Here is a 24,467-nt window from a genome sequence, read left to right as displayed (position 1 = left end):
TGCTTTCGCACCCCCTCGTTGCTAGCGACTAAACGCTCATTACTGGAGCAGCTTGAGTACAGCGTTGGGCAGCTGGTTGGCCTGGGCCAGGATCGCAGTCGAAGCCTGCTGCAGGGTCTGCTGCTTGGTCATTTCCGATGTTTCGGCAGCAAAGTCAGCATCCTGAGTACGGCTGCGAGCGGCAGTAGCGTTCTCACCGATGTTCTGCAGGTTGGAGATCGTGCTGCTCATACGGTTCTGCACCGCACCCAGGTCGGCACGCTTGGAGTTGATAGTATCCATAGCAGCATCGATAGCGGTGATAGCGGCATCTACTGCAGTGTGGGCGTCGCCATTGGTAGCACCAGTAATACTCTGGGTATCCAAAGACAATGTAGTTGCATCGAAGCCAGTGCTCAGATCAATTTCAATTACTTCGTTAGCGCCAGTGTTCGCGCCTACTTGGAACTGCATAACACCCGCGCTACCGTCCAGCAGCTGCTTGTCCTTACCAAAAGTAGTGGTCGAAGCAATACGCGTCAGCTCTTCCGTCATCGCAGTGAACTCAGCGTTCAGTGCGTTACGGTCTTTTTCGCTGTTGCTGTCGTTACGGGACTGCAGGGCCAGTTCGCGCATACGCTGCAGAATGTTGGTGGACTCTTGCAGAGCGCCTTCAGCTGTCTGGGCGATGGAGATGCCGTCGTTGGCGTTCTTTACAGCAACGTTCAGACCACGGATCTGGCTGGTCAGACGATTGGCGATCTGCAGGCCGGCGGCGTCATCTTTGGCGCTGTTGATTTTCAGGCCAGAGGACAGGCGCTGCATGGAGCTGCTCAGGCTGTCGGAAGCACGGTTCAGGTTCTTCTGAACAGACAAGGAGGCAACGTTAGTGTTTACGGTCATAGCCATGATGAGATACTCACAAAAGTCATTTGATTGATACCCCGGCCTGGCGGTTGCCTCAATGGCCTGGAGAACCTACGTTTAAGTTATCGGCGTTTGCTCAATTTGCTTTAGGAGAATTTTCTTCAGTCTTTCCCAAGCAGTTGGCTAACTTCGCCACCCCACCCGCTTACAGCAGATGGCCTAAACTGGTTACTCTCTATTTCGGCTCAGACTCGGCTTTCTTTAGCTAAATTTTCTCAGATATATCCAAGCTCTAGCCATCAAAACTTTGACGCAACATAGAAAGCAGTCAAATAACCGGCTCAAGCAGTCAAAAGAAATACCCTTGAAGAAAGTTATTAAACAAAGCCCAAGATGCATCAAAATCTCTTTATAGCGTATAAAGCCCTTATGTTATTGCAACTCAAATAGAAACAGGCGTCTGACTAAGTTCCCAAGCGAGAGTTTTAACCTCTCATCACTCTACCAGCATTTGCTTAACATCTCGGAAACATACTTTTAAATCGCAATAAAAAGGGGAAGATGCTTTCGCATCTTCCCCTTTCAACAAAGCAGCCCTGATTAGTTGAGCAGCTTGAGTACAGCGTTGGGCAGCTGGTTGGCCTGGGCCAGGATCGCAGTCGAAGCCTGCTGCAGGGTCTGCTGCTTGGTCATTTCCGATGTTTCGGCAGCAAAGTCAGCATCCTGAGTACGGCTGCGAGCGGCAGTAGCGTTCTCACCGATGTTCTGCAGGTTGGAGATCGTGCTGCTCATACGGTTCTGCACCGCACCCAGGTCGGCACGCTTGGAGTTGATAGTATCCATAGCAGCATCGATAGCGGTGATAGCGGCATCTACTGCAGTGTGGGCGTCGCCATTGGTAGCACCAGTAATACTCTGGGTATCCAAAGACAATGTAGTTGCATCGAAGCCAGTGCTCAGATCAATTTCAATTACTTCGTTAGCGCCAGTGTTCGCGCCTACTTGGAACTGCATAACACCCGCGCTACCGTCCAGCAGCTGCTTGTCCTTACCAAAAGTAGTGGTCGAAGCAATACGCGTCAGCTCTTCCGTCATCGCAGTGAACTCAGCGTTCAGTGCGTTACGGTCTTTTTCGCTGTTGCTGTCGTTACGGGACTGCAGGGCCAGTTCGCGCATACGCTGCAGAATGTTGGTGGACTCTTGCAGAGCGCCTTCAGCTGTCTGGGCGATGGAGATGCCGTCGTTGGCGTTCTTTACAGCAACGTTCAGACCACGGATCTGGCTGGTCAGACGATTGGCGATCTGCAGGCCGGCGGCGTCATCTTTGGCGCTGTTGATTTTCAGGCCAGAGGACAGGCGCTGCATGGAGCTGCTCAGGCTGTCGGAAGCACGGTTCAGGTTCTTCTGAACAGACAAGGAGGCAACGTTAGTGTTTACGGTCATAGCCATGATGAGATACTCACAAAAGTCATTTGATTGATACCCCGGCCTGGCGGTTGCCTCAATGGCCTGGAGAACCTACGTTTAAGTTATCGGCGTTTGCTCAATTTGCTTTAGGAGAATTTTCTTCAGTCTTTCCCAAGCAGTTGGCTAACTTCGCCACCCCACCCGCTTACAGCAGATGGCTTAAACTGGTTACTCTCTATTTCGGCTCTTCGCTAACTTACTTTAGAGAAACATGATTCATTAATTAGCTGCCCCGCCACTCAAAAAGTTGGCACTATTAGTTATGCAGCCAATTAAATGACTGCTTTATAATAACTACCAGATTCACCTTATTAGTCTCTATAAATCACTACAACAGAAATTGCCTGGTTCAAACAAAATCGCCAAGAGATCTCTTGGAAGGCAAGTAAGGCGTAGAGAGCCCCCGGCAAAGACAGGTCCAGCGGAGCTAGAGATGCTAAATGCCGCGTCTTGCCTTTAACCGCATTAGGCAGCTCACGTGCCGCTGGTAGCGACTTTCACATACAAAAGACACAAACAAAAAAGGGGAAGATGCTTTCGCATCTTCCCCTTTCAACAAAGCAGCCCTGATTAGTTGAGCAGCTTGAGTACAGCGTTGGGCAGCTGGTTGGCCTGGGCCAGGATCGCAGTCGAAGCCTGCTGCAGGGTCTGCTGCTTGGTCATTTCCGATGTTTCGGCAGCAAAGTCAGCATCCTGAGTACGGCTGCGAGCGGCAGTAGCGTTCTCACCGATGTTCTGCAGGTTGGAGATCGTGCTGCTCATACGGTTCTGCACCGCACCCAGGTCGGCACGCTTGGAGTTGATAGTATCCATAGCAGCATCGATAGCGGTGATAGCGGCATCTACTGCAGTGTGGGCGTCGCCATTGGTAGCACCAGTAATACTCTGGGTATCCAAAGACAATGTAGTTGCATCGAAGCCAGTGCTCAGATCAATTTCAATTACTTCGTTAGCGCCAGTGTTCGCGCCTACTTGGAACTGCATAACACCCGCGCTACCGTCCAGCAGCTGCTTGTCCTTACCAAAAGTAGTGGTCGAAGCAATACGCGTCAGCTCTTCCGTCATCGCAGTGAACTCAGCGTTCAGTGCGTTACGGTCTTTTTCGCTGTTGCTGTCGTTACGGGACTGCAGGGCCAGTTCGCGCATACGCTGCAGAATGTTGGTGGACTCTTGCAGAGCGCCTTCAGCTGTCTGGGCGATGGAGATGCCGTCGTTGGCGTTCTTTACAGCAACGTTCAGACCACGGATCTGGCTGGTCAGACGATTGGCGATCTGCAGGCCGGCGGCGTCATCTTTGGCGCTGTTGATTTTCAGGCCAGAGGACAGGCGCTGCATGGAGCTGCTCAGGCTGTCGGAAGCACGGTTCAGGTTCTTCTGAACAGACAAGGAGGCAACGTTAGTGTTTACGGTCATAGCCATGATGAGATACTCACAAAAGTCATTTGATTGATACCCCGGCCTGGCGGTTGCCTCAATGGCCTGGAGAACCTACGTTTAAGTTATCGGCGTTTGCTCAATTTGCTTTAGGAGAATTTTCTTCAGTCTTTCCCAAGCAGTTGGCTAACTTCGCCACCCCACCCGCCTACAGCAGATGGCCTAAACTGGTTACTCTCTATTTCGGCCTGTTTTGATGCTGCTTTAGTTTTTCTCTATACCTTTTATCCGCAGCACTTTCGTTCTAAACCTACATTAGGCTGCCTTTGCCAGTCTGGCAGCAATAAAAAAGGCGAGCCTGGCTCGCCTTTTTTATTGCGTTGTATTTAAAGCTTATCAAACAAGCTCAATTGGCTGACTCGTGCAAAGGATGCCTGAGCCGCCTCTAGCATAGTTTGCTGAAGTATAAGCTTAGACGACGCTTCAGCCATGTCAGTGTCACGAATATCCGACTGGGTAGAAGAGTTGGTCATATTCAAGCTTTCATTCTCGATCGAAAGCGTCTCGATCGTATTTAACCGTGCACCAATAGACGACCGAGTAGCGTCAACATTACTCATGGCACTATCAATATTTTTAACTGCCAGGTTAAGTGACTCATTCAATTTGAATTGTGCCGTCTCGTTACCCGTTACAGGAGTTTTAAGCGCCTTAGACAGATTGGACAATGTATCCAAGATACCTTGTGTTGTCTGTGATTTTGGCGACACACTTAGCTGGTCTCCAGCCTGAGGTGTTCCGCCTACTTGCAGTTGAACTCCTGCATAAGTTAACGACGAGCCACTTAATGATCCCTGCGCAACAGACTTACTACCCTCGCTTATAGGTTGGGCATAGATTTCATAGTCCGTAGCACTGCTGAATTTAATGGAAACGCCAGTCGCAGGAAACTGCGTGATATAGGCTTGAGAGTCAACAACAGCCCCACCACTTAGCTGGACATTCGATGCATTCTGACCAGAAACTGAAAATTTGTCTGGCGCACTGGAAAGCTCGAATTGATGCCCTGTCAACTCTGAATCTAAAACAGTAGAGTCTTTTGACAGGCCGCTAATACCCAATGAAAAATCTACACCGCGGAACGAAATATTATTTGTAGACTTTGCTGGGTCGATTGTACCTGTTGCCAAGGCCTGGCTAGGATCTGCCTTGCTATAAACCTTGTACTCCTTGCTACTTGTCAGCTCTACCACATAGGGAGCGCCGCTAGCATACGAACTGCTAAAGGTTTGATTGTTAGTTACAACACCCTGACCAAGAAACGCCTTCTGACCACTGGCAGGAAAAGCTGTCACCTGAGATTCAGTGCGAGCATTATTAGATACACTCTCAAAAACGCTCCAACCGCTATCGTTGGAAGACAGCCGCATAGAGCTGGAGACCTGCAGGTCAAGAGATCCTTGATCACCAACGTAGCTGTAAGTACCGTCTGGATTCTGGGTAAACGGTGCCTCTCCGCTCTTTGAACCGCCAAACAAATATTGGCCATTCGAGTCACGGCTATTCATCGCCGTTAGGAGCTGTTGCTGGATTTGATCTAACTCTGCAGCAACCGAGCTTCGATCCTTATCTGAGTAAGCGCCATTTCCTGCCGACAGTGCAAGTTCACGCGCCCGCTGTAACATATTATTTACAGACGTAAGAACGCTTTCCTCTTGCAGCAAACTATTTTTCGCCGTATCCAGATTGCCTTTGTACTGTCCAAGCTGAGCCTGTTGCTGCTCCAACTGAAGCAGACGAGCAGCGCCAACAGGATCGTCAGCCGGCGTCTGGATACGAACGCCGCTGGAGATCTGCTGTTGGGTTTTAACAATGCTCGAATAGCCGTTCTGATATCCGGCAATATTCGAAGCAAACATTTGTGAAGTAGAGATGCGCATGAATAAAGCCTCTATCGAACTGCGTTGATCAGCGTATCGAACGTGCTGCGGGCGATCGAGATTACCTGCGCAGACGCGTTGTAATACTGTTGAAACTTGACCAGGTTGGCCGCCTCTTCGTCCAGGTTGACACCTGATACCGAATCACGACTGTCTTTTGCTTGGGTCAGCACAGCGCTCGTTGCCTTGGTATCGAGCTCGGCCTGACTTGTAATAGCCCCTACTCGCTCAATCAATGAGCTATAAGCACCAGTAATGCTGGTTCCTACACTCCCACCACTGACGCCCACCGCATTCTTGGTTTGCAGATTCAGCAGTTGCTGAGCGTTGCGGTTATCAGAGGCACCGCTCTTGTTGAACGACACCGTGAGGCTGTCATCCTTGGATGGAGAGCCGCTCACCGTCATTTCAAACGAGAACGTTTTGGCCGTTCCGTCTGTATTCAGTACCGCATTGCCAGTGTTATCCAGTACAGGAACATTGACAGCAACCTTGTTGTTGTTGCCTGGAACGATAGTACCGGTCCCGATGGATTCACCCTTGGTGTTAAATACTGAGTAGCTCTGAGAGCCATTCGCGACGTCACCAAATACAATCTTGACCGGCGTGCCGTTCTTGATACCCGCCTGCATCTGAGCATTGGCGGTAGCATCATTGACATCCAGCTTGGTCGTCAAAGTCGGCTGCGTCACACTGCCAGACCCTTTATTACCGGTTGTAAGCGTGGCGGACAGCGGTGCAGCGAACGCCAGCTGAGAGGCATCCTTGAGCTGCGCGGAGATGTCTGCCGCCCCGGTACGAGTCGGTATGATCGTGAACTTGTCACCCTTTACCGCAGACCCGCTCGCCAGGCTCAGTGAGAAGCCATCAATCACCGGTGCAGGCGAAGCATCCAGGCTGTAAGAGCCCATGGCTTGGCCATCGGAAAGACGGCGCACCGAATATCTATTACCTTCCTGCATCGTGACTTCATAGTCACTAGTGGTCAGCTTGCTGGTGTCCTTGATGTCTACGTTCAGGCTTGCCGTCTTATCGCTGTTGCCAATCTGGGCAAGGCTGCGATGAGAAACGTTGGCGGCGCTGTTAAGATCAGCAAACATCGGCGAACCGAAGTTGCCGTTAAGATCCAGGCCCTGCCCCAACTGGCTATTCACCTGCTCGGTAATCACCATCGCCATGCGGCCCAGCTCATTACGAGCCGGATCCAGCACGTTGTTACGGTAGTTGAGCAATCCGCCCATCTCTCCGCCCGTCACTACGGACGAGACATCCTGCGTTGTATTGGCCTTGGTCAACGTAACGGCATAACGCGCCGGATCGATTTGGCTGGGGCCTGCTGCAAGCGTAGACACGGAGTTGCCGACCACCAGGGGCTGACCTGAGCCGATATACAGGTTGTAGTTGCCGTCCTGGTTGACCACCGTCACGCCGATCATCTCGGAAAGCTGACGTACCGCCTCGTCACGGGCATCCAGCAGATCGTTGGGCGAAGCGCCGTTGCCCGAGGCCTCGGCTATGGCCTGGTTGTACTGAGCTACGCTACCTGCCAGTTTGTTGGCCTGCGTGGCCATGCTGGCCAACTGCTCGTTAACGTAGTTGTTCTGGTCTACCAGCTGATTGGTTACAGAGTTGAAGCGCTCGCTCAAGCCCTGAGCCTGTGTCAGAAGCAGCTGGCGAGAGGCATTATCCGTAGGACTGGCCGATGCTGTCTGCAGCGCAGCAAAGAACGACTGCATGACCTTGCTAACGCCGGTAGTACCGTCCGACAGCAGTGAGTCGACCTGCTTGACCTGGTTGTAAAACGACTGCGCGGCGCTATTCAGCGCAGTGGTCGTCCTTACCTGGGTACCCAGGTAGTCATTATAAATACGGCGCACGTCGGCAATGGTCGTACCGGTACCAATATAGGAGGTACCTTCAAGACGCGCTGCCGTCGTTTTCTGAACGGTCTGCTGACGGGTATACCCTGCGGTATCCGCATTGGTAATGTTATGACCCGTCGTGCTCAAAGCACTCTGGCTGGCTGAAAGCCCCGAAAGTCCGATTGAAATGAGGTTCGACATGATCAGGCCTTATGAACGAATCGTAGTTGAGCTATTCGAGGCAATGTTCTGGTAAGTACCAATGCCTTGAGCAATTTGCGTTACCTTGCGTGCATAGTTCGGGTCAGTGGCGTAGCCGGCTTGCTGGAGTCCTTTCATGAACTTCTCTGAATCGCCTCCGCTGTTAAGCGCCTTCTGATACCGATCGTTGTCCTGCAGAAAGCTCACATAGTCATGGAAGCTGTCTGCGTACGAGTCATATGCACGGAACTTGGCTACCTCTTTAACGGGCTGCCCGTTCACATATTCGGTAGTCAGTGCACGCGCTGAACCACCCTGCCAGCCATGAGCCTTGATCCCGAACAGGTTGTGGCTACTGGAGCCGTCCTGCTGCTGGATGATGGATTTGCCCCAGCCGGTTTCAAGTGCAGCCTGGGCTACCAGGAAACGCGGGTCGACGCCGATCCGCTCAGCCGCTTCCTTCGCCATTGGCAGCATCGTGTTAACGAAGTCCTCACGGCTACTGAAGGATGACTTACTGGCCAGGGGCGGTTGCGCATACCGACGTCCACTAATCTCGTGGGAGGCACCCGTACTCAGACCTTTATCGGCCGAAACGGCCAGAGCTTGAGCAGGCTTCCAATCATTTTTTGACAGTGCAGTGTTAGCCGTGCCGGCAACTTGACTGGTCGGATTTTGTACATCCGGCACAATACCGGCCATGACGCGATCAACCAGCTTCCCAGGCAACGCCAGGCGGCGTTGATTGAGAAACTTGGAGTCATCACGCGCAGGATCTACACTGGCCAGTTTATGATCGGAGCGAAGCGTTGAAGGCTGGGCAGCCGCTAACGCTTCACTTTTCGGTGCAGCCGCCTGCCCCACCTGCGCAAACGGATTCGGACGATGGCTGGTCTGCCCCGTCTTCGAGAGCTGACGCTCAAGCACTGATGCCAAGCCAAGGCCACCGCCCTCTCGCGAAAGCGATACGGCCATCTGCTGGTCGTACATGCTCTGGTATTGCTTGGTCGTTTCGCTCTGAAATGGGCTGTCCTTATCGGCCAGCACTTCGTTAGCCGAGCGCATGGACTTCATCATCTGGTTCAGGAAAAGCGACTCGAACTCCTGAGCCACTTTCTTGACGTTTTCCTCACTATCCCGGTTCTTGCCCTTCATCTGGGCAAGGCGGTTCAGGTCGGTGTATGCGCCGGAATCGACGTTACTGCTGTAGGTTCCGCCCAAACGAGAGTCCATGACTACTGCTCCGTTAAATTACAATCAGATCGGCCTGCAAGGCGCCAGCCTGCTTAAGCGCCTCGAGGATCGCCATCAAATCACTGGGTGCTGCGCCAACTTGGTTGACGGCCCGTACAATCTCATCAAGAGTCGTGCCAGGACCAAACCTGAACATCGGCTTGGCTTCCTGCTTGGCCTTGACCGTCGAGTTGGGTACCACTGCTGTCTGGCCGTCCGAGAGCGGATTGGGCTGACTGACAATGGGATCTTCACTGATGGTGACCGTCAGGCTGCCGTGCGTAACAGCTGCAGGCGCAACTTTTACGTTCTGCCCGACGACGATAGTACCGGTACGCGAGTTGATAATGACCTTGGCAACTGCTTCGCCTGGGCTGACTTCCAGGTTTTCCAGCACAGAGATGTAGTCCACGCGCTGGTTGGGATCGAGCGGTGCCGTCACACGAACCGAGCCGCCATCTACTGCCGTTGCCACACCGGGACCCAGCAGGTCGTTGATCTTGTCAACGATATGTTTGGCGGTTGTAAAGTCCGAACGGTTAAGGTTCAGCGTCAGCGAGTTGCCTTGATCGAAGCCGCTCGGAACCGGACGCTCGACGGTGGCCCCGCCGGGGATACGCCCTGCTGACGGAACGTTGACAGTGATACGCGAGCCGTCCTTACCTTCTGCGTCAAACCCACCTACAACCAGGTTGCCTTGCGCGACGGCATACACATTACCGTCGATACCTTTTAGCGGAGCCATCAACAGGCTACCGCCACGCAGGCTCTTGGCATTACCGATCGACGAAATGGTAATGTCGATCGTCTGGCCTGGCTTGGCAAACGCTGGCAGGTCCGCATGAATGGATACAGCGGCCACGTTCTTGAGCTGGACGTTTCCGCCGTTGGGGACCTTGATACCGAACTGCGCCATCATGTTATTGAAGGTCTGGACGGTAAACGGTGTCTGAGTCGTCTGGTCACCTGTACCATTCAAGCCTACAACCAGGCCATAACCAATCAACTGGTTGGTCCGCACGCCCTGAATCGTGGCGATGTCCTTGAGGCGTTCTGCCTGGACTGCCGTTGCTGACAGTACCAGTGCGAAAGCAACGCATAGATGTTTCAACATGATTTCACGCCTCAGAACGGAAATAGCGGACTAGTAAAGAAGCGGCTCAACCAACCCGGCTGACTGGCATCGGCAAATGCCCCGGTACCGGAATAGGTAATCCGTGCATCTGCTACCCGAGTGGAAGACACGGTGTTATTGGTGCTGATATCGTCTGCACGAATCAGTCCAGAAATGCGCATCAGCTCATTACCTGTGTTGAGCGTCAGCCATTTTTCACCCCTGACGGCCAATACTCCGTTGGGCATCACATCTGCCACCGTCACGGTCAAAGAACCCGTCAGACTGTTGCCTTGTGCAGCCTTGGCATCACCCTTGTTCTCTCGAGCGCCGTCAAACTGGGCGCCCAGGTTCAGGTTGCCACCCGAAAGCGGGTTGCCAATCTGTGCCTTGGTGCCAAACAGGGAGCTGACCCCAAGATTGGCCGAACTGTCCTTGGAAATATCCGAACTCGCGTTCTTGCTCGCCTGAGTCCTTTCTTCCAGCGTGATGGTAATGATGTCACCCACGCGGAACGCCTTGCGGTCGGTATACAGGTTCTGGTCGAACCCAGGCTGGTAAATGGAGCCATTGTTCTGCGCAGCCGGCATCGGCGTGCGCGGCAGCACCGGCGCGTAATACGGATCGTTTGGCTGAGCAGCAGGTGCTACGCAGCCAACCAGCAATACAGCGCCAAGCGCGGGAACAAGAGCAAGAAGGCGGTTCATACAAACAACGACCTCGCGAATAAAAGCGATTACAGGTTCTGAGTAACGAAGCCAAGCATCTGGTCAGCGGTGGAGATGACCTTGGAGTTCATCTCGTAAGCGCGCTGAGTAGTGATCATGTTCACTAACTCTTCCACGGTGCTTACGTTGGAGTTTTCCAATGTCTGCTGCATGACGGTGCCAAGACCATTCAAGCCAGGGGTACCATTCTGCGGAGCACCACTGGCAGCGGTTTCCATGAACAGGTTGTTGCCTACAGCCTGCAGGCCGCCCGGGTTGATAAAGTCAGCCGTCTGAAGGTTGCCGATCACCTGCGGCGCCGCATTGTTAGCAGTGGTTACCGACACCGTACCGTCTTCACCCACAGTAAAGGTTCTGGTCTCGGCAGGAACAACAATCGCTGGCTCCAGCGCGAAACCATTGGCGGTAACGACCTGACCATCAGAGTTCAGGTGGAAAGTACCGTCACGGGTATAGGCAATCGTGCCGTCCGGCATGGAAACCTGGAAGAAACCACGACCGTTGATGGCCATGTCCAACGGCTGATCCGTGGTTTGCAGGCTACCTTCGGTAAAGTTTTTCTGGGTACCTACGATACGTACACCAGTACCCAGTTGCAGACCTGACGGCAGCTGGCTGTCCTGAGTGGACTGGGCGCCTGGCTGGCGACGTACCTGATACAGCAAATCCTGGAACTCGGCACGGTCGCGCTTGAAGCCCGTCGTGGAGACGTTGGCCAGGTTGTTGGAAATAGTGGTCAGGTTCATGTCCTGAGCGGACAGACCTGTTTTACTGACCCACAATGCAGACATCATAATTGCGTTCTCCTCAAGCGCCGGCTTTACGGCGTTTCATGCAAACTGGTAATTAGGATTGCAAAACCTTTGCCATCGCAGCCGAGTTATCTTCAGCCGAACGCATCATCTTGATGTGCAACTCGAACTGACGGGCCAGGGCAAGAACAGAGGTCATTTCTTCAGCAGCATTCACGTTGCTGCTTTCTACGAATCCCGAAGCCACACGGACATTGGCATCCGGCGCTGCAGGCTGGTTGTTCTTGGTGTGGATCAGGCCATCAAGACCTTTTTCCATTTGCTTGGTATCAGGGTTAACCAGCTTGATGCGGTCAACCTCGGCCAGTACGCGAGGACTCTCACCTAGCGCCTGAATACTGATTGTGCCGTCCTGACCGATTTCCACCTTGGCTTGTGGAGGCACCGCAATAGGTCCGCCATTGCCAATGACCGGAAAGCCGCCGCTAGTACGCAGCTGACCCAATGCATCAATCTGAAGGCTGGCGGTACGCACATACGCCTCGCTACCATCGGGCGCCTGGACAGCAATCATGCCGTTACCCTCGATAGCGATATCCAGGTTCCGTCCGGTCTCCTGAAGCGAGCCAGGCGTAAAGTCCGTTGCCGGACGCTCGCTCATGGCATAGACGCGTGAAGGATGAGTATCACCAAATACCTGCATCGAGCGTGCTTGCTCAAGATCCTTACGGAATCCTGAAGTGGAAACGTTCGCCAAGTTGTTGGCGTGGGCACGCTGTGCCATTTCATTCTGGCTGGCACCGCTCATAGCGACGTAAAGCAACTTGTCCATAGAATCCTCTAGCGACGGTTTTTTGCAGCGAATTGCTTCGATGCAGGATCTATAGCAAGGCCTGTGCCATATTATTTAAATTAGTTAAGTAGTTGATTTAAAAAGAAAAAGGCCTCGGATGAGGCCTTTTTGTCAGAGCGCCGGAATATTGTTGCCGCTAGCGGCAAACCTATCCTTCCCCTAATTAACGAATCTGAATGATCGTCTGGGAAATGGCGTTCTCAGTTTCGATGGTCTTGGCGTTAGCCTGATAGTTGCGCTGAGCAACGATCAGGTCTACCAGCTGCGCCGTCAGATCCACGTTGGAATCCTCCAGTGCGCCGGACTCGATCGTACCAATCACACCTGAACCCGGAGTACCACGAACGGGCTCGCCGGACGCAACGGTCTGGATCCAATTAGTGTTGCCTACCGGACGCAGGCCCTGCATGTTGGCGAAGGTAGCCAGAACAGTCTGACCAATGTTTTTCGACTGGCCATTGGTGTAGTTGGCGAACAACGTGCCGCTGGCATCTACGGAAAGACCTGACAGCTGACCCGTGGTATAGCCATCCTGGGTTACCTTGGTAACCGCAGAGCTGCTGTTAGTCTGGGTGACTTTGGTGATATCCAGGGTAACGCCAGCACCGTTGGCAGCCGCGCCATTGGCACCCCAAACGACCGGATCAGCCTTGCTGTCTTTAACAGCAGCAGGCACCCAATTATTCATGGTCAGCACATTGTTTGCGTCAACCTGAAAGTCATTCGACGCAATTGAGCTCATGCGACCGGCAGCGTCAAAATTCACGTTCGCTGAATACGGTGTGGTTGAAGTCGGATCTGCAGGGTTACGACCGTCAACCGTTACATACATGGTCCACTGGTTTGTATCGTTCTTGACGAAGTACTGCATCATGTTGTGCTCGTTGCCTTGAGTATCGAACACACTGACTGAGGTAGACCAGTTGTAGCTAGAAGCTAGATTAGGATCGAATGTAGTGGACGTCGGTACCGTAGAGCTTGAGTTCAAGGTCAGTGTCTGTGCTACGGCAGTCGTGGCCTTAGGCAGCTGATTGGTCGTATCGACCACAAGGTCAGTCACCGCGCCGGGCACAATATTGCCATCGACATCTGCGCGATAGCCCTGGAGACGGTTGCCCGAGTTGTCAACGATATAGCCTTCTTTATCCGTGCTGAACGTACCGTTACGGGTGTAGGTCTCCGTACCGTTGTTGCTCATGATGTAAAAGCCATTACCGTTAATGGCCATGTCCAGGCTATTGCCGGTCTTGCTGATTGTGCCCTGCGTGAACTGCTGGGAAATATTGGCAGTCAAGACGCCGCTGCCTGTGGTGTTATTGCCTACACCAAACATCGACGTTGCATAGATATCGGCAAATTCGGCACGGGATGCCTTGAAGCCGGTGCTGCCTACGTTGGCAATGTTATTACCGGTAACGTTCAGGTGAGTGCTTGCTGCTTTCAGACCGCTCAGACCAACATTGAATGACATAATTCTTTCCTCTGCCGGACTGCCGGCTTACTGACCAATCATCTGAACTTGCGACAGCGTCACGCTGCCCAGCCCAGCCAGGTTAAGTTGCATTTCACCGCCATCCTGTCCCAGCGTTACGCTATTGACGGTGGCCGGCAGATAAGTAGTCAGGGCTTGCCGCGTTTCATCGATATCGGCAGATGCCTTGAAGCTATAAATTCCCGCATCAACTTTATTACCTTTCGCATCTGTACCATCCCAGATGAAATCGGTAGTGCCTGCCTTGGCTACGCCCAGGTCGATGGTCTTGACCAGCGAACCTGCACTGTCGTACACGCCGACAGTGACATCCTTACCGGCCGCCGGCATGACCAGCGAGCCATTGAAACTTTTCGAGGTGTCCACCATGGACGACCCCGTTTGGGCGATCACGGAGCGTCCCACCAGTGACGACGCCTGCAGCGCTTGCGAAGACTGATAGGTACCTGCGATGCCGTTAACCGCAGAGTTCAGGTTCTGCAGGCTTTCAACACTACTGAACTGCGCCAACTGAGCAACGAACTCACTATTGTCCTGAGGGCTTAGCGGGTTCTGGTTGTTGAGCTGAGTGACCAGCAGCTGCAGAAAGTCATCCTTTCCCAGACTGCCTTTCTTATCGGTAGACGCAGTAGCATCCTTTGACGAAGTGCTCGTAAGACTTGTCAATGCCGATGCTGCAACGCCTGCGTTATTGGTATTCGTATTGATAGTGGACATGCGTGATCTCCGCTTACTGACCTAACGTCAAGACTTTCTGCATCATCTGCTTGGCAGTGTTCATGATGTCAGCGTTGGTCTGAAATGCACGGCTTGCCGAAATCATGTCCGCCATCTCTTCCACGACATTGACGTTCGGGTAGTACACATAACCGTCTTTATCAGCAGCCGGATGATTGGGCTCGTAACGGGCCTCAAGATTGCTTTGGTCTTCAACGATGCCCAGTACCTGCACACCCGTTCCAGCTTCGCCCTGCTCATCGAACAGAGAAGCGCTGCCACCGTTCTGCGCCTGGTTCAACATGGTTGCGAACACAGGGTGACGGGCACGGTAGGTCTCATCCACGCTGGACGAAACGGTCTCGGCGTTAGCAATGTTACTGGCGATGGTATTCAGGCGCGTGGTCTGTGCGCTCATACCTGTACCAGCAATGTTGAATACATTACTCAGGGACATGGTTACTCTCCACGAAGGGCAGACATGAGCCCTTTGAATTTGTTGTTAAGCAACGTGAAGCTGGCCTGGAACTGCACAGAGTTTTCTGCGTAATTGGCTTGCTCTACTTGCTCATCTACAGTGTTCTGATCCAGCGAAGGCTGAGTGGGTATGCGATAGCGCATCGCAGCATCCGCTGACAGATCACCGAAACCTTCAGCCTCGATATGACGAGTGTTGGTCGTATCAAGGTTGAATTTGCTATGCGACGACTTGCTGGCTTGCTCTGCCAGAACGGCCGAGAAATCCAGATCGCGCGCCTTGTATCCAGGCGTGTCGGCGTTAGCAATGTTGTTGCCCAACACTTCGGCGCGTTGAGAACGGAAATTCAACGCCTGCTGATGGATACCCAATGCTTTATCGAAACTGATACTCATGGTCATGAACCTATTGCCAGAAGGGCTATCTCCCTTTAGCAATGCACATGCCAACTATTAAAACCCTTAAATATCAATGGCTTAAAAAAATAAGGCGCGCTACGGCGCCAAAAGCGGCAAGGTTTTTCCGTATTTGAAGGGGCAAGCGGCAAGGATGACGGCAAAACTTTGACAGGAAGGATGGCAAGACAGGAAAAGAAAAGGCCCGACATGTCGGGCCTTTGGCTTATTTCGCTTTGTAAATGATGCCAGGATTACACTGGACCATCTGATAGAGTTCCGGCAGCCCGTTCAAGGCTTCCGACGCCCCCAGGAACAGGTAGCCTCCCGGTTTGAGCGTGCCGTGAATACGCGTCAGGATATCTTTCTTCACATCAGCCGAGAAATAAATCAGCACGTTGCGGCAAAAGACCATGTCGAACTTGCCCAGGCTGGCATAACTGTCCAACAGATTGAGCGCTCTGAATTCAACGCGGCTTTTAATAGCGGGCTTTACTGACCACCGATTCGGCGGAACCACGTCAAAATTACGTTGCAGTCTTTCCTGGGAAAGGCCACGCCCGATTGCCAGTGAGTCATACTCACCCGATTTAGCCGCTGTCAAAATTACACCGGACAAATCTGTTGCCACGATCTGGACACCGCTGCGTAGTTGGCCTGGGCTGCTACGCTCAAACTCGTCTATGGTCATCGATAGCGAGTAAGGCTCCTGGCCCGACGAGCAGGCTGCCGACCAGATACGCAGTCGCTGTCCAGGGTTGGCTTTGGTCAACTCCGGTAACAGGCGATTCTTCAGAACCTCAAACGGGTAGGTATCACGAAACCATAGGGTTTCATTGGTCGTCATCGCATCGACGACCTTCTCCTTGAGTCCGCTGCGTGGCTGGGTCTGGATACGCTGCACCAGCTCTCCCAACGACTTGATTCCTTCCGCCTCCATCAGTTTGTTGAGGCGGCTGGAAACCAGATACTGTTTATTATCACCAAGCAGGATTCCACACGTCTTTTCAAGAAAGACACGGAACTGCATAAAATCTGCATTAACTGCTGACACTTCCGTTCTGCTCCTGAATCAGAAAAGAAGAGCGTTGATCATCTCAGCCTTCATCGGCTGCCTTGATACGCTCAATAACCCGGGACGCAAGATCATCGGGGCGGAATTTAGCGAGGAAATCATTAGCTCCAACCTTCTTAACCATAGCCTGGTTGAATACACCAGACAGCGAGGTATGAAGAAGGATATGGAGGTTGCTCATCCGGGGGTCGTTACGGATTTCTGCCGTCAAAGTATAGCCGTCCATTTCAGGCATCTCGATATCAGAGATCAGCATGAGCAACTCCCGCTCCGGCTTTTCACCATTATCGACCATGTCCTTCAGGAAATTCAGCGCCTGACGTCCGTCATTGAGCGCAGTTACTTCCACTCCAACGGTTCCCAGACAGCGGCTCACCTGCTTACGTGCCACAGACGAGTCATCGACGATCAGCACATGCTTGGTAACGGCTTTTGCCTGAACAACCGTGTCAATAACACCTTCCGAAATGGTTTCGACCGAAGGCGCTACTTCTGAAAGGATTTTTTCCACGTCGATAATTTCAACCAGCTGATTATCGACACGCGTAACAGCCGTCAGGTAATGATCACGACCGGTTCCCTTGGGTGGCGGTTGGATCATATCCCAGTTCATATTGATGATTCGCTCGACGGAGCGCACCAGGAAGCCCTGAACCTTGGTGTTGTATTCTGTGATGATGACGAAGCTGTTCGTCAGATCATCCAGACCACGGCGACCCGTTGCCAGCGCCAAGTCCATGATCGGAAAGGTGCCACCACGAATACTTGCAACGCCACGTACGACAGCACTGGATTTCGGCATCACGGTAAGTTTAGGGCACTGCAGCACTTCCCTTACCTTGAAGACGTTGATTCCATAAAGCTGCGGGCCGTCCAAACGGAACAACAGCAGTTCCAGCCGATTCTGCCCGACCAACTGAGTACGCTGGTTGACTGCATCTAATACGCCAGCCATTTGTGAACTCCTGAAAAGGCCGGCCTATCGGATGACAGAAGACGGCACAGGGATTGCTTAGGTAGGTTCATGAACCGCCGAAGACAGTTTCTCGACGCATGAACAGACGCCACATCTCATTACTGATAACGCTTGTAGGATTCTGCTCTGCAAACCAGACCTATGCAGCTGCCGAGCTAACCCTGCCTGAAGAACTTATCGGCGCGGCTCAAGGATTTCTTGAGGAGCGCGTTCAGGAATATTTGATCGAGAGTCATGCCGAGGGTCGACACGAGGTTCAGGTGAAAGACTTGGACCCACGTTTACGTCTGGCGGCTTGCGACCGACCGTTAACCGTTGCACAGCAGGGCCTTGAAGCACCGCTAGGCCGTGTTTCGGTACGTGTTCGATGCGAAGGAAGCACCCCTTGGACCGTCTACATTCCTGCGGAGGTTCGCCTGTATCGAAATGTCGTAGTCACTACCCGACCGTTGCTGCGCGATACGATTATAGATCCGCAAAATGTAGCTCTACTGGAGCGAGACGTCGGAAAATTGCCTCAAGGTTATCTCACCGATATCGATTTAATAATAGGCCAGAAACTCAAGCGGCAGGTAGTGGCAGATCAGATACTGGCTCCCTCCTTTCTCCAGGCAGCCGAAGTGGTGCGCAAGGGCGATCAGGTTGTCATTAGTGCGGGATCGGGAGGCTTTACTGTAAGAATGCAGGGAGAGGCGTTGGTTGATGGAGCCCAGGGAGAACAGATTCGCGTCAAGAATCTGAACTCCAAGCGCGTCATTAAAGCGCGTGTGACTGGCCCGGGAATGGTTGAGGTCGCCATGTAAACCAAACAGCCACCATGGCCTCTAACAGATGGTTTATACTGGCCCATTAGCTTTTTGCCAAACGGAGCACAAAATTTAGCCTAAAGTTTTTTTGGGCTAAGCCGAAAAGCTGGGCATGCGACCGAAACTGTCCGAGGTTCTCCATCATGGTTATTGATTTCAACAGAACGAACAGCACTTCCAGCACCGCCAGCACTAGCCGGACTACTGGACCTGCAGCGACCAATGCAACTAACAAAACCAGTGAAGTTGCCAAAGCAGCTGCCGTATCCCCAACCCAGCCAGCAGGCGAAAATGTAAAGCTGAGCGATGAAGCCCAAACGCTTCAGAAGGCTGTCGAAAAGATTCGCCAAGAGCCGGTGGTTGATAGCGAGCGTGTTAATCGCCTGAAGCAGGCCATTGCTGATGGCAGCTATAAAGTCGATAGCCAGCGCGTAGCTTCCAAACTGCTTGATTTTGAATCCCAGCGCTAAGCGACGCAGCGTTGGAAATATGACGCACGAGTGTAGATCGTATGCACAACGCCAGCTTGCTTGAGCTAACCCTTAGCGATTTGAACATCGCTACAAGGTTACTGGAACTGATCGAGTTAGAACACGAAGCCCTGGTAAATCGCAAGTTCGATTTGCTTGGCCTGCTGCTGGATGAAAAGCAGCCACTCCTGGTTCAACTGGATCAGCATAATCACTTGCGCTCTGCACAATTGCAGCGCCTGGGGTTACCCTTGAGCCGTGAAGGCCTGTTAGCCTATGCCGAACGCTTCGAGCAGGACGATCAGTTGATCGAGGCGGCAGACCAGCTCACGACCGTTATTGAGCAGTGCAAGGAAACCAACAACCGGAATGGCCAGATCATCAAGGCCAACCAGTATACTGTGGCCAGCATGCTCGAAATTTTGCAGGGTCCTCCTGTGCCCAGTCTGTACAACAGACGCGGCCATCTGCCCCGCTCGAGTTACCAACGCCCGTTAAGTCAGGTATGAATTGTTGAAACAATGGCTGGGATTAAACGATCCCGGCCATTCTTTATTTATTTGTCAAGAAATGGAGACAGGGCGTGTCCAACGCATTTAATGATGTGCAGGGTCCTCAGCCACCCAAGCTGCTCAAGACACCTATTGAGATAGCTGCATACCTAAAACCGTTGGTGGAAACCCGTAGTCCACTCCGCATAACCTTTCTGGAACGTAACAGACAGTTCCAGAGCTTTCTGATCGACATCAATACCGAACAAGGCTTGATCGCGCTGGATGAACTCATCCCTACCGAGGGGGAACGACTACTGCTTCAGGGAGAGCGTTTTCGCATCGACAGCTCCCATGAAGGCGTGCAAATCACTTGGGAGTATGACGTTCCAGGCAATTTGAGCGAGCTGAACGACAGCCGCTGCTACTGGTTTCCACTCCCGAAGGAAGTAAGCTATCACCAGCGCCGAAATGCCTTTCGGGTCCGCCTTCAGCTTAATCGCCAGCCAACAGCCGAGCTCTCAGACCTTCCCAGTAAAAAATTCCTAAAAGGTTCGCTCTTGGACATTTCGGCGACCGGCTGCAAGATCCGTATCGCCAAGAATGCAACGTCCATGGTGTCTCCTGGTGAGCTACTGGAAAAATTCTCCGTAGCCCTTCCTGGCAGCTCCCTTAGCTCAACAGTAGAAGTCCGCCACGTTTCTTATAACGAAAGGCTAGATTGTACCGAGGTAGGCCTGCGCTTCTATCGCATGTCGGGCCTAACTCAACGTCAGGTCGAACGCTTCGTCTATCAACTTCAACGCGAAACACGGCGGATAGACTAACGCTTGGGCTCATCCTCAGGTATAGGATTGCTCTCTTCAGCCATAGCCTCCACTGCAGATGAGGAAGTCTCTTCATCTGCAGCCTCCGCTGGAGTTGCCACCGCCTCTGCATTCTGCATCTGATCATGGACTACCTGCTCATCTACTCGCGGGTCCAGTGCCGCAACCAAAGGTGAGCTGGCCAGGCTATCCGGCATAGGCACGTGTTGCAGTGGGGCCTCGTCGACACGGTGCAAGCCTTTTACATCCTGCGGCCTGATACGCCACACCAGAATCAACCCGCACACACCAATAGACGCGTACAACATGTTGGCGCCGAACCAATTCATCAAAGCACCTACCAATAGCGGACCGATACAGGCTCCCACGCCAAAGGTGGCCAGGAGCATGGCGGTAAGGGATACCCGTCGCTCCCCTTCCACATGGTCATTGGAAAGCGCAACGGCTAGAGGATAAAGCACAAAAAGCAACATGCTGACTGCAAAGCCAAGAGCAAGCAGCAGTAATAAGGGGACCTTGGGCAATAACGCCAGCGGTAGTGCAGCCACCACCAGAACAAGCGCAACCTTATTGATCAGCCAACTACGATCATGGCGGTCGGAAAGCCAACCAATAGGCCATTGAGCCAGCAGCCCTGCGAAAATACAAACCCCCATGAATAAGCCGACTCGCTCGGTTGGCAGCCCTTGGGCCGCGGCGTAAACAGGCGCAAGACCATAAAACGAACCGATAGCGAGGCCACTCACTACAGTTGTTGTTAACGATTGAGGGATTCGTTTGAAGAAAAATCCAGGATCAAGAGGAGCCGGACTCATCGGGGCCGGGTGGATCTTCGCAGTGATCGCAACAGGCACCAGACAGAGCGCAAAACAGAGCGCAACCAGCATAAGCTTTTCGCTACCGAGCTCAGGCCAGGCAATCAGTACACCTTGCCCTAGAACCAGACCAAAGTAGGAAGCCGTCATATACCCCGAGAATACCTTGCCTCTCTGGTTGGGCTCAGCTTGCTCATTCAACCAGCTTTCTAACACCATGTACTGGCACATCATGCCCATCCCTACCAGCATACGCAGCAGCAGCCACACGGGCAGAAAGGGCAATATTCCGGTTCCCAGAACTGCAGCAGTTACGATTCCCGCACAAGCAACGTAAGCCCTTATATGCCCTACACGCGCAATAAGACGATGCCCTACCTTGCCTCCCAACACCAGACCCAGGTATTGAGCACCTGTCAATGCACCGATCCAGGCCCCTGGAACTTCCTCGGACGCAAGCCTTAGTGCCATATAGGTGCTAAGCAGACCTGAGCCGATCAGCATGAGCAACGTAGCAGCATAAAGCGCTCGGAAGGCAGATAACGTACGTCCCATTACAGCTCCTTACGAAGGCAGCACAATGCGCTTCGAAGACAGATTCTTATGCGTTTGATACGAAGGCCTGTTGCCTTGACGTTGATGTACCCCTTCGATGGGCAGCAAGCCCAAGAGTTCGGTCGAGTCAGGAGGGATTTTTAGCCGAAATAAACACGGCGGCCTAAGCCGCCGTGTTTATAGTCCCTCAAGGGTTGTACTGTCCCGTACACGCCTTGAAGAGAACTTGAAGAACAGAGAGATTTCCTCTCACGCTACTGATCTTGGTAGGCACTTCACCTTTAGGGTAGCGGCGGATGGTAGGCAGCTCTACACAACGATAACCCAGCTTGGGCACTCGATAGGATAGGTAAGCCAACAGCTCATAGGTCATGAACACATCACGGAATGGAGCGACGCGTGGATCCAACAGCATTTTGCGGCTATAGGCCCGGAACCCCTGGGTCGTATCGGTCCAGTGAAAGCCTGATGCCATGCTCAGCATAGGCGCATGAATGAAGCGAATAGCGAAATCACGGGACTTTGGCGTGTTTTCAGCAACACCGCCTTGCAGGAAGCGCGACGCCTGCACGAAGTCTGCCCCCTCCTCCAACGCCTTAATGAACCGCGGGATAGCCTCAGGATCATCCTTGTCGTTACCGTCAATCGTCACGATGCCCTCGTAGCCCTGCTCTAATGCAAAGGCGTAGGCACAACGCAACTGAGCACTTAGCTTACCAGGTCCCTTTTTGAGCAACAGGCCTCTAACACCCTTGGACTTGAGGCGCTCCAGCTCCAGTGAGCCGTCTGTGCTGCCGCCATCGATAATGATTACATCCGACGCTTGATCAACGTTCAGATCCTTCATCCGAGTCAGCAAACTGACAATACGGCTTCCTTCATTGATCACAGGAATGATGATGCATGTGGCGTGCTGCTTGCCCAACCACATCGTTTTTTCATACGCAGGCACTTGCCAGGAAGTGCGTATGTGTTCGGAAATATCTGCTGTCATAGTCATGTCTACATTATGAGCTTACACGGGCCGTAATCAGCGCAACACCGGCGATTACCATGATGATCCCGGTAATGGTCGTCCATGGGAAAGGTTCTTTGAATATCGCTGCCGACATGATCGCCACGGTTGCTATGGCACCAGCGGTCAAAACGGGATGCGCCACATTCAGCGGCAAACGTGCAAGCGCAGCGGCATACAGCAGAAACGCCAATCCATAAAGAAAAAGCCCAAGCCAGAATGGCCAGTTGCTTAACGCTCCCATAGGATCGGAAAGACTTGGAAACTTTCTTGGTGGCATCATGGCCATCTTTACAAGGACACTGGCAGATGCATTGGACAGGATGCCCAGTATGAGGATCATCCACTTCATGCCATTACCCCTGCTTGCACACCATCTCGATAGAGCCGTGTAGCAACGCCCAGTGCTCTTTCGATAGATGCCATGTTCGACTCTTCCTTGGCAGGGAGCATCTCAATAGTCACGACATGATCGGGAAGGTGTTTTGCCAATGCTTGGGCAACCTGCGCATGCTTCGAACCGCCATCACCCAACGTAATCAGATTGGGTTCACTGGCATGTACATGCCCAATGAAAGGTGCAAAGCGGGCAATGATCTCTTCAGGATTTTCGTCATTGATCGCCAAGGCGCCGGTATCGAGTTGCATCCGGATAGAGTCATGATCAACTGCCTCAACTACACGAGCAGTCTCTACACTAGTGACCATGAAGTTAGCCCCATAACAGGTGGGATTCGGCTCCAGGCATATCAGCACACCATGACGAGCAGCAATATCACCCAAGCGGCGGAAGAAAGGGATAGCTACGCTATCTACCTGCTCATCCGCTATTGCAGAGCGATCACGGTTCTTGGGAGAGCCAAACACCAAACGCGCAGAGCCCAAGCCTGCCGCAATACGGCAGACGGCATCCAAGTGATCCAGCATTGCCTGCTGTGACTCAGCGGAGCCAAAAACATTTAATCCAGTAGTTCCGAATAACAGGGACTGCATACCTGTTAGCGAAACACCACGGGACTGCCACCACTGCTTGACCGCCCGGATCTCTGCATCAGTCGCATCCTTGGGCTGCGGAAAGTATTTACCGGGCGCTATATCGACTGCATCTACATCGTAACGGGAAAGCAGCTGCGCTACTTCTTCGTCATTGGAAACATCCCAAGCGATGTTGGAAATGGCGACTCGCATCAATGAGCCTCCGAAGCAGTCTTCGCTTTCAACGGCTCGGACTGTGCATATGCCCTTACTGCCTGAAGCGTCTCACGCTTGCTGTACTGATAGCCGGCACCACCGCCAAACTCCTCAGCATGGAGGGATTGGAAATCATACGAAGCTGGAGTGTTGCTTAATTCATTAGTGAACTCGAAGCCAAAGCCATAGCGAGCGATATCAGCGACGCTGACAGGCTCCGAAGTAAAATGCACCAGTTTGAGATTAGCCTTCAGGGCAGTCTGGATGTCGTACCAGAGATTGACCATGGGATAGAACTGGAATACCCCACGGCTATCGATGACCGAAAGATTATTATCGTTCAGGAAGTCAAAAATAACGTTCTTGCGAAGTCCTGGTCCGACTAAACCTGGCAAACGAACAATCAGGTAATTGGGGAAATGACTTTCTACGAATTTCTCAAGGCGTCTGCGATTCAAGCCATACGCATGCAGGCCCTCTTCAACAACAGGCGTTTCTTCATTGACTCCAACGGGCGAGCCGAATACATCAACAGTGCTGATAAGAACAAATGTCTCGCATTTAACCTGTTTCAAGTGTTCGATCAAACCGTCGATCTTCTCTCGGTCAGCCTCGGGGTCCTTATTCGCAATCCATTTCTGAGCAGGGGCACCGGCGCATACAAGCGTGTGATAAGCCTTTTCGCCTACCTCAGAGATGTTGGTCGAGCGAAACTGGCCCTCAAAGTCTTTTTGCTTGAGCAATGTCGAACCGACAAAGCCGCTATATCCTATAAGCGCGTCTGGCAAACTCAT

25 protein-coding genes are annotated in these 24,467 nt (G+C 52.6%); 4 read left to right on the top strand and 21 right to left on the bottom strand.

Annotation, left to right across the window (positions count from 1 at the left end; all coding sequences use genetic code 11):
• Window positions 1-39: 39 nt before the first annotated feature.
• The 16 genes from JQR90_RS07845 to JQR90_RS07770 all read right to left on the bottom strand — a co-directional run bounded on the left by JQR90_RS07845 (window position 40) and on the right by JQR90_RS07770 (window position 17,482).
• Window positions 40-888 carry a flagellin domain-containing protein gene (locus tag JQR90_RS07845; RefSeq protein WP_312507841.1) on the bottom strand — a complete coding sequence of 283 codons (849 nt, stop codon included), beginning with the start codon at window positions 886-888 and terminating at the stop codon, window positions 40-42.
• 558 nt (window positions 889-1,446) lie between these two features.
• A complete protein-coding gene (locus tag JQR90_RS07840) occupies window positions 1,447-2,295 on the bottom strand; it encodes a flagellin domain-containing protein (RefSeq protein ID WP_312507840.1) in 849 nt (282 codons plus the stop codon).
• Window positions 2,296-2,883: 588 nt separating this feature from the next.
• Window positions 2,884-3,732 (bottom strand): flagellin domain-containing protein, encoded by an 849-nt coding sequence (locus tag JQR90_RS07835; RefSeq protein WP_312507840.1) that lies wholly within the window; start codon window positions 3,730-3,732, stop codon window positions 2,884-2,886.
• 341 nt (window positions 3,733-4,073) lie between these two features.
• Window positions 4,074-5,627 (bottom strand): flagellar hook-associated protein 3, encoded by a 1,554-nt coding sequence (locus JQR90_RS07830; RefSeq protein WP_434140692.1) that lies wholly within the window; start codon window positions 5,625-5,627, stop codon window positions 4,074-4,076.
• Between the two features lie 11 nt (window positions 5,628-5,638).
• A complete protein-coding gene (flgK, locus tag JQR90_RS07825) occupies window positions 5,639-7,690 on the bottom strand; it encodes a flagellar hook-associated protein FlgK (protein ID WP_010797884.1) in 2,052 nt (683 codons plus the stop codon).
• Between the two features lie 9 nt (window positions 7,691-7,699).
• Window positions 7,700-8,923, bottom strand: coding sequence for a flagellar assembly peptidoglycan hydrolase FlgJ (gene flgJ, locus JQR90_RS07820; protein ID WP_434140691.1), 1,224 nt, complete (start codon window positions 8,921-8,923; stop codon window positions 7,700-7,702).
• A gap of 13 nt (window positions 8,924-8,936) precedes the next feature.
• On the bottom strand, window positions 8,937-10,037 hold the full coding sequence (locus tag JQR90_RS07815; protein ID WP_239380463.1) for a flagellar basal body P-ring protein FlgI: 1,101 nt from the start codon (window positions 10,035-10,037) through the stop codon (window positions 8,937-8,939).
• Window positions 10,038-10,048: 11 nt separating this feature from the next.
• Window positions 10,049-10,744, bottom strand: coding sequence for a flagellar basal body L-ring protein FlgH (flgH, locus tag JQR90_RS07810; protein ID WP_010797881.1), 696 nt, complete (start codon window positions 10,742-10,744; stop codon window positions 10,049-10,051).
• Window positions 10,745-10,773: 29 nt separating this feature from the next.
• The gene (flgG, locus tag JQR90_RS07805; RefSeq protein ID WP_010797880.1) at window positions 10,774-11,559 is read right to left on the bottom strand and encodes a flagellar basal-body rod protein FlgG; all 786 of its coding nucleotides are present in this window, start codon (window positions 11,557-11,559) and stop codon (window positions 10,774-10,776) included.
• A 52-nt stretch (window positions 11,560-11,611) separates the two neighbouring features.
• A complete protein-coding gene (gene flgF, locus JQR90_RS07800; RefSeq protein WP_010797879.1) occupies window positions 11,612-12,349 on the bottom strand; it encodes a flagellar basal-body rod protein FlgF in 738 nt (245 codons plus the stop codon).
• Window positions 12,350-12,533: 184 nt separating this feature from the next.
• Window positions 12,534-13,841, bottom strand: coding sequence for a flagellar hook protein FlgE (flgE, locus tag JQR90_RS07795; RefSeq protein ID WP_010797878.1), 1,308 nt, complete (start codon window positions 13,839-13,841; stop codon window positions 12,534-12,536).
• Between the two features lie 27 nt (window positions 13,842-13,868).
• Complete coding sequence (locus tag JQR90_RS07790) at window positions 13,869-14,579, bottom strand: flagellar hook assembly protein FlgD (RefSeq protein ID WP_010797877.1); 711 nt, start codon at window positions 14,577-14,579, stop codon at window positions 13,869-13,871.
• A gap of 13 nt (window positions 14,580-14,592) precedes the next feature.
• On the bottom strand, window positions 14,593-15,036 hold the full coding sequence (gene flgC / locus JQR90_RS07785; protein ID WP_010797876.1) for a flagellar basal body rod protein FlgC: 444 nt from the start codon (window positions 15,034-15,036) through the stop codon (window positions 14,593-14,595).
• A gap of 2 nt (window positions 15,037-15,038) precedes the next feature.
• Window positions 15,039-15,452, bottom strand: a complete 414-nt coding sequence (gene flgB / locus JQR90_RS07780) for a flagellar basal body rod protein FlgB (protein ID WP_010797875.1) — start codon at window positions 15,450-15,452, stop codon at window positions 15,039-15,041.
• Window positions 15,453-15,678: 226 nt separating this feature from the next.
• The gene (gene cheR, locus JQR90_RS07775; protein ID WP_010797874.1) at window positions 15,679-16,506 is read right to left on the bottom strand and encodes a protein-glutamate O-methyltransferase CheR; all 828 of its coding nucleotides are present in this window, start codon (window positions 16,504-16,506) and stop codon (window positions 15,679-15,681) included.
• A gap of 43 nt (window positions 16,507-16,549) precedes the next feature.
• Complete coding sequence (locus JQR90_RS07770) at window positions 16,550-17,482, bottom strand: chemotaxis protein CheV (RefSeq protein WP_010797873.1); 933 nt, start codon at window positions 17,480-17,482, stop codon at window positions 16,550-16,552.
• 98 nt (window positions 17,483-17,580) lie between these two features.
• Between JQR90_RS07770 and flgA the strand changes: the two genes are divergently transcribed.
• The 4 genes from flgA (at window position 17,581) to JQR90_RS07750 (ending at window position 20,097) form a co-directional block, all read left to right on the top strand.
• Window positions 17,581-18,306 carry a flagellar basal body P-ring formation chaperone FlgA gene (gene flgA, locus JQR90_RS07765; RefSeq protein WP_010797872.1) on the top strand — a complete coding sequence of 242 codons (726 nt, stop codon included), beginning with the start codon at window positions 17,581-17,583 and terminating at the stop codon, window positions 18,304-18,306.
• A 146-nt stretch (window positions 18,307-18,452) separates the two neighbouring features.
• Window positions 18,453-18,779 (top strand): flagellar biosynthesis anti-sigma factor FlgM, encoded by a 327-nt coding sequence (flgM, locus tag JQR90_RS07760; protein WP_010797871.1) that lies wholly within the window; start codon window positions 18,453-18,455, stop codon window positions 18,777-18,779.
• Window positions 18,780-18,820: 41 nt separating this feature from the next.
• The gene (locus JQR90_RS07755; protein ID WP_434140690.1) at window positions 18,821-19,288 is read left to right on the top strand and encodes a flagella synthesis protein FlgN; all 468 of its coding nucleotides are present in this window, start codon (window positions 18,821-18,823) and stop codon (window positions 19,286-19,288) included.
• A gap of 74 nt (window positions 19,289-19,362) precedes the next feature.
• The gene (locus JQR90_RS07750) at window positions 19,363-20,097 is read left to right on the top strand and encodes a flagellar brake protein (RefSeq protein WP_010797869.1); all 735 of its coding nucleotides are present in this window, start codon (window positions 19,363-19,365) and stop codon (window positions 20,095-20,097) included.
• Here JQR90_RS07750 and JQR90_RS07745 read toward each other — a convergent pair.
• From JQR90_RS07745 to JQR90_RS07725, 5 genes are all read right to left on the bottom strand, one after another.
• Window positions 20,094-21,467, bottom strand: coding sequence for an MFS transporter (locus JQR90_RS07745; RefSeq protein WP_010797868.1), 1,374 nt, complete (start codon window positions 21,465-21,467; stop codon window positions 20,094-20,096). The genes JQR90_RS07750 and JQR90_RS07745 overlap by 4 nt on opposite strands.
• 187 nt (window positions 21,468-21,654) lie before the next feature.
• Window positions 21,655-22,467 carry a glycosyltransferase family 2 protein gene (locus tag JQR90_RS07740; RefSeq protein WP_230382325.1) on the bottom strand — a complete coding sequence of 271 codons (813 nt, stop codon included), beginning with the start codon at window positions 22,465-22,467 and terminating at the stop codon, window positions 21,655-21,657.
• Window positions 22,468-22,474: 7 nt separating this feature from the next.
• The gene (locus tag JQR90_RS07735) at window positions 22,475-22,834 is read right to left on the bottom strand and encodes an EamA family transporter (protein ID WP_010797866.1); all 360 of its coding nucleotides are present in this window, start codon (window positions 22,832-22,834) and stop codon (window positions 22,475-22,477) included.
• Window positions 22,831-23,670 (bottom strand): sugar phosphate isomerase/epimerase family protein, encoded by an 840-nt coding sequence (locus tag JQR90_RS07730; protein WP_010797865.1) that lies wholly within the window; start codon window positions 23,668-23,670, stop codon window positions 22,831-22,833. Before JQR90_RS07730 ends, JQR90_RS07735 begins: the two co-directional genes overlap by 4 nt.
• The gene (locus JQR90_RS07725) at window positions 23,670-24,467 is read right to left on the bottom strand and encodes an NAD(P)-dependent oxidoreductase (RefSeq protein WP_010797864.1); all 798 of its coding nucleotides are present in this window, start codon (window positions 24,465-24,467) and stop codon (window positions 23,670-23,672) included. Before JQR90_RS07725 ends, JQR90_RS07730 begins: the two co-directional genes overlap by 1 nt.

The sequence above is a fragment of the Pseudomonas sp. JZ114 genome, from assembly GCF_051027705.1.
Classification (GTDB): Bacteria; Pseudomonadota; Gammaproteobacteria; order Pseudomonadales; family Pseudomonadaceae; genus Chryseomonas; species Chryseomonas luteola.
Note: the sequence above shows the minus strand (reverse complement) of the source record. Positions and strands in the feature narration are given on the sequence as shown.

Bases quoted from the DNA above. Each gene is read 5' to 3' on its own strand.
- JQR90_RS07725 (WP_010797864.1), bottom strand. From the start codon at position 24,467: ATGAGTTTGCCAGACGCGCTTATAGGATATAGCGGCTTTGTCGGTTCG.
- flgF (WP_010797879.1), bottom strand. From the start codon at position 12,349: ATGGACAAGTTGCTTTACGTCGCTATGAGCGGTGCCAGCCAGAATGAA.
- JQR90_RS07745 (WP_010797868.1), bottom strand. From the start codon at position 21,467: ATGGGACGTACGTTATCTGCCTTCCGAGCGCTTTATGCTGCTACGTTG.
- JQR90_RS07840 (WP_312507840.1), bottom strand. From the start codon at position 2,295: ATGGCTATGACCGTAAACACTAACGTTGCCTCCTTGTCTGTTCAGAAG.
- JQR90_RS07740 (WP_230382325.1), bottom strand. From the start codon at position 22,467: ATGACTATGACAGCAGATATTTCCGAACACATACGCACTTCCTGGCAA.
- JQR90_RS07735 (WP_010797866.1), bottom strand. From the start codon at position 22,834: ATGAAGTGGATGATCCTCATACTGGGCATCCTGTCCAATGCATCTGCC.
- JQR90_RS07770 (WP_010797873.1), bottom strand. From the start codon at position 17,482: ATGGCTGGCGTATTAGATGCAGTCAACCAGCGTACTCAGTTGGTCGGG.
- JQR90_RS07730 (WP_010797865.1), bottom strand. From the start codon at position 23,670: ATGCGAGTCGCCATTTCCAACATCGCTTGGGATGTTTCCAATGACGAA.
- JQR90_RS07835 (WP_312507840.1), bottom strand. From the start codon at position 3,732: ATGGCTATGACCGTAAACACTAACGTTGCCTCCTTGTCTGTTCAGAAG.
- flgM (WP_010797871.1), top strand. From the start codon at position 18,453: ATGGTTATTGATTTCAACAGAACGAACAGCACTTCCAGCACCGCCAGC.
- flgE (WP_010797878.1), bottom strand. From the start codon at position 13,841: ATGTCATTCAATGTTGGTCTGAGCGGTCTGAAAGCAGCAAGCACTCAC.
- JQR90_RS07845 (WP_312507841.1), bottom strand. From the start codon at position 888: ATGGCTATGACCGTAAACACTAACGTTGCCTCCTTGTCTGTTCAGAAG.
- flgJ (WP_434140691.1), bottom strand. From the start codon at position 8,923: ATGGACTCTCGTTTGGGCGGAACCTACAGCAGTAACGTCGATTCCGGC.
- flgC (WP_010797876.1), bottom strand. From the start codon at position 15,036: ATGTCCCTGAGTAATGTATTCAACATTGCTGGTACAGGTATGAGCGCA.
- flgH (WP_010797881.1), bottom strand. From the start codon at position 10,744: ATGAACCGCCTTCTTGCTCTTGTTCCCGCGCTTGGCGCTGTATTGCTG.
- flgG (WP_010797880.1), bottom strand. From the start codon at position 11,559: ATGATGTCTGCATTGTGGGTCAGTAAAACAGGTCTGTCCGCTCAGGAC.
- JQR90_RS07830 (WP_434140692.1), bottom strand. From the start codon at position 5,627: ATGCGCATCTCTACTTCACAAATGTTTGCTTCGAATATTGCCGGATAT.
- JQR90_RS07815 (WP_239380463.1), bottom strand. From the start codon at position 10,037: ATGTTGAAACATCTATGCGTTGCTTTCGCACTGGTACTGTCAGCAACG.
- JQR90_RS07755 (WP_434140690.1), top strand. From the start codon at position 18,821: ATGCACAACGCCAGCTTGCTTGAGCTAACCCTTAGCGATTTGAACATC.
- flgB (WP_010797875.1), bottom strand. From the start codon at position 15,452: ATGAGTATCAGTTTCGATAAAGCATTGGGTATCCATCAGCAGGCGTTG.
- JQR90_RS07790 (WP_010797877.1), bottom strand. From the start codon at position 14,579: ATGTCCACTATCAATACGAATACCAATAACGCAGGCGTTGCAGCATCG.
- flgA (WP_010797872.1), top strand. From the start codon at position 17,581: ATGAACAGACGCCACATCTCATTACTGATAACGCTTGTAGGATTCTGC.
- flgK (WP_010797884.1), bottom strand. From the start codon at position 7,690: ATGTCGAACCTCATTTCAATCGGACTTTCGGGGCTTTCAGCCAGCCAG.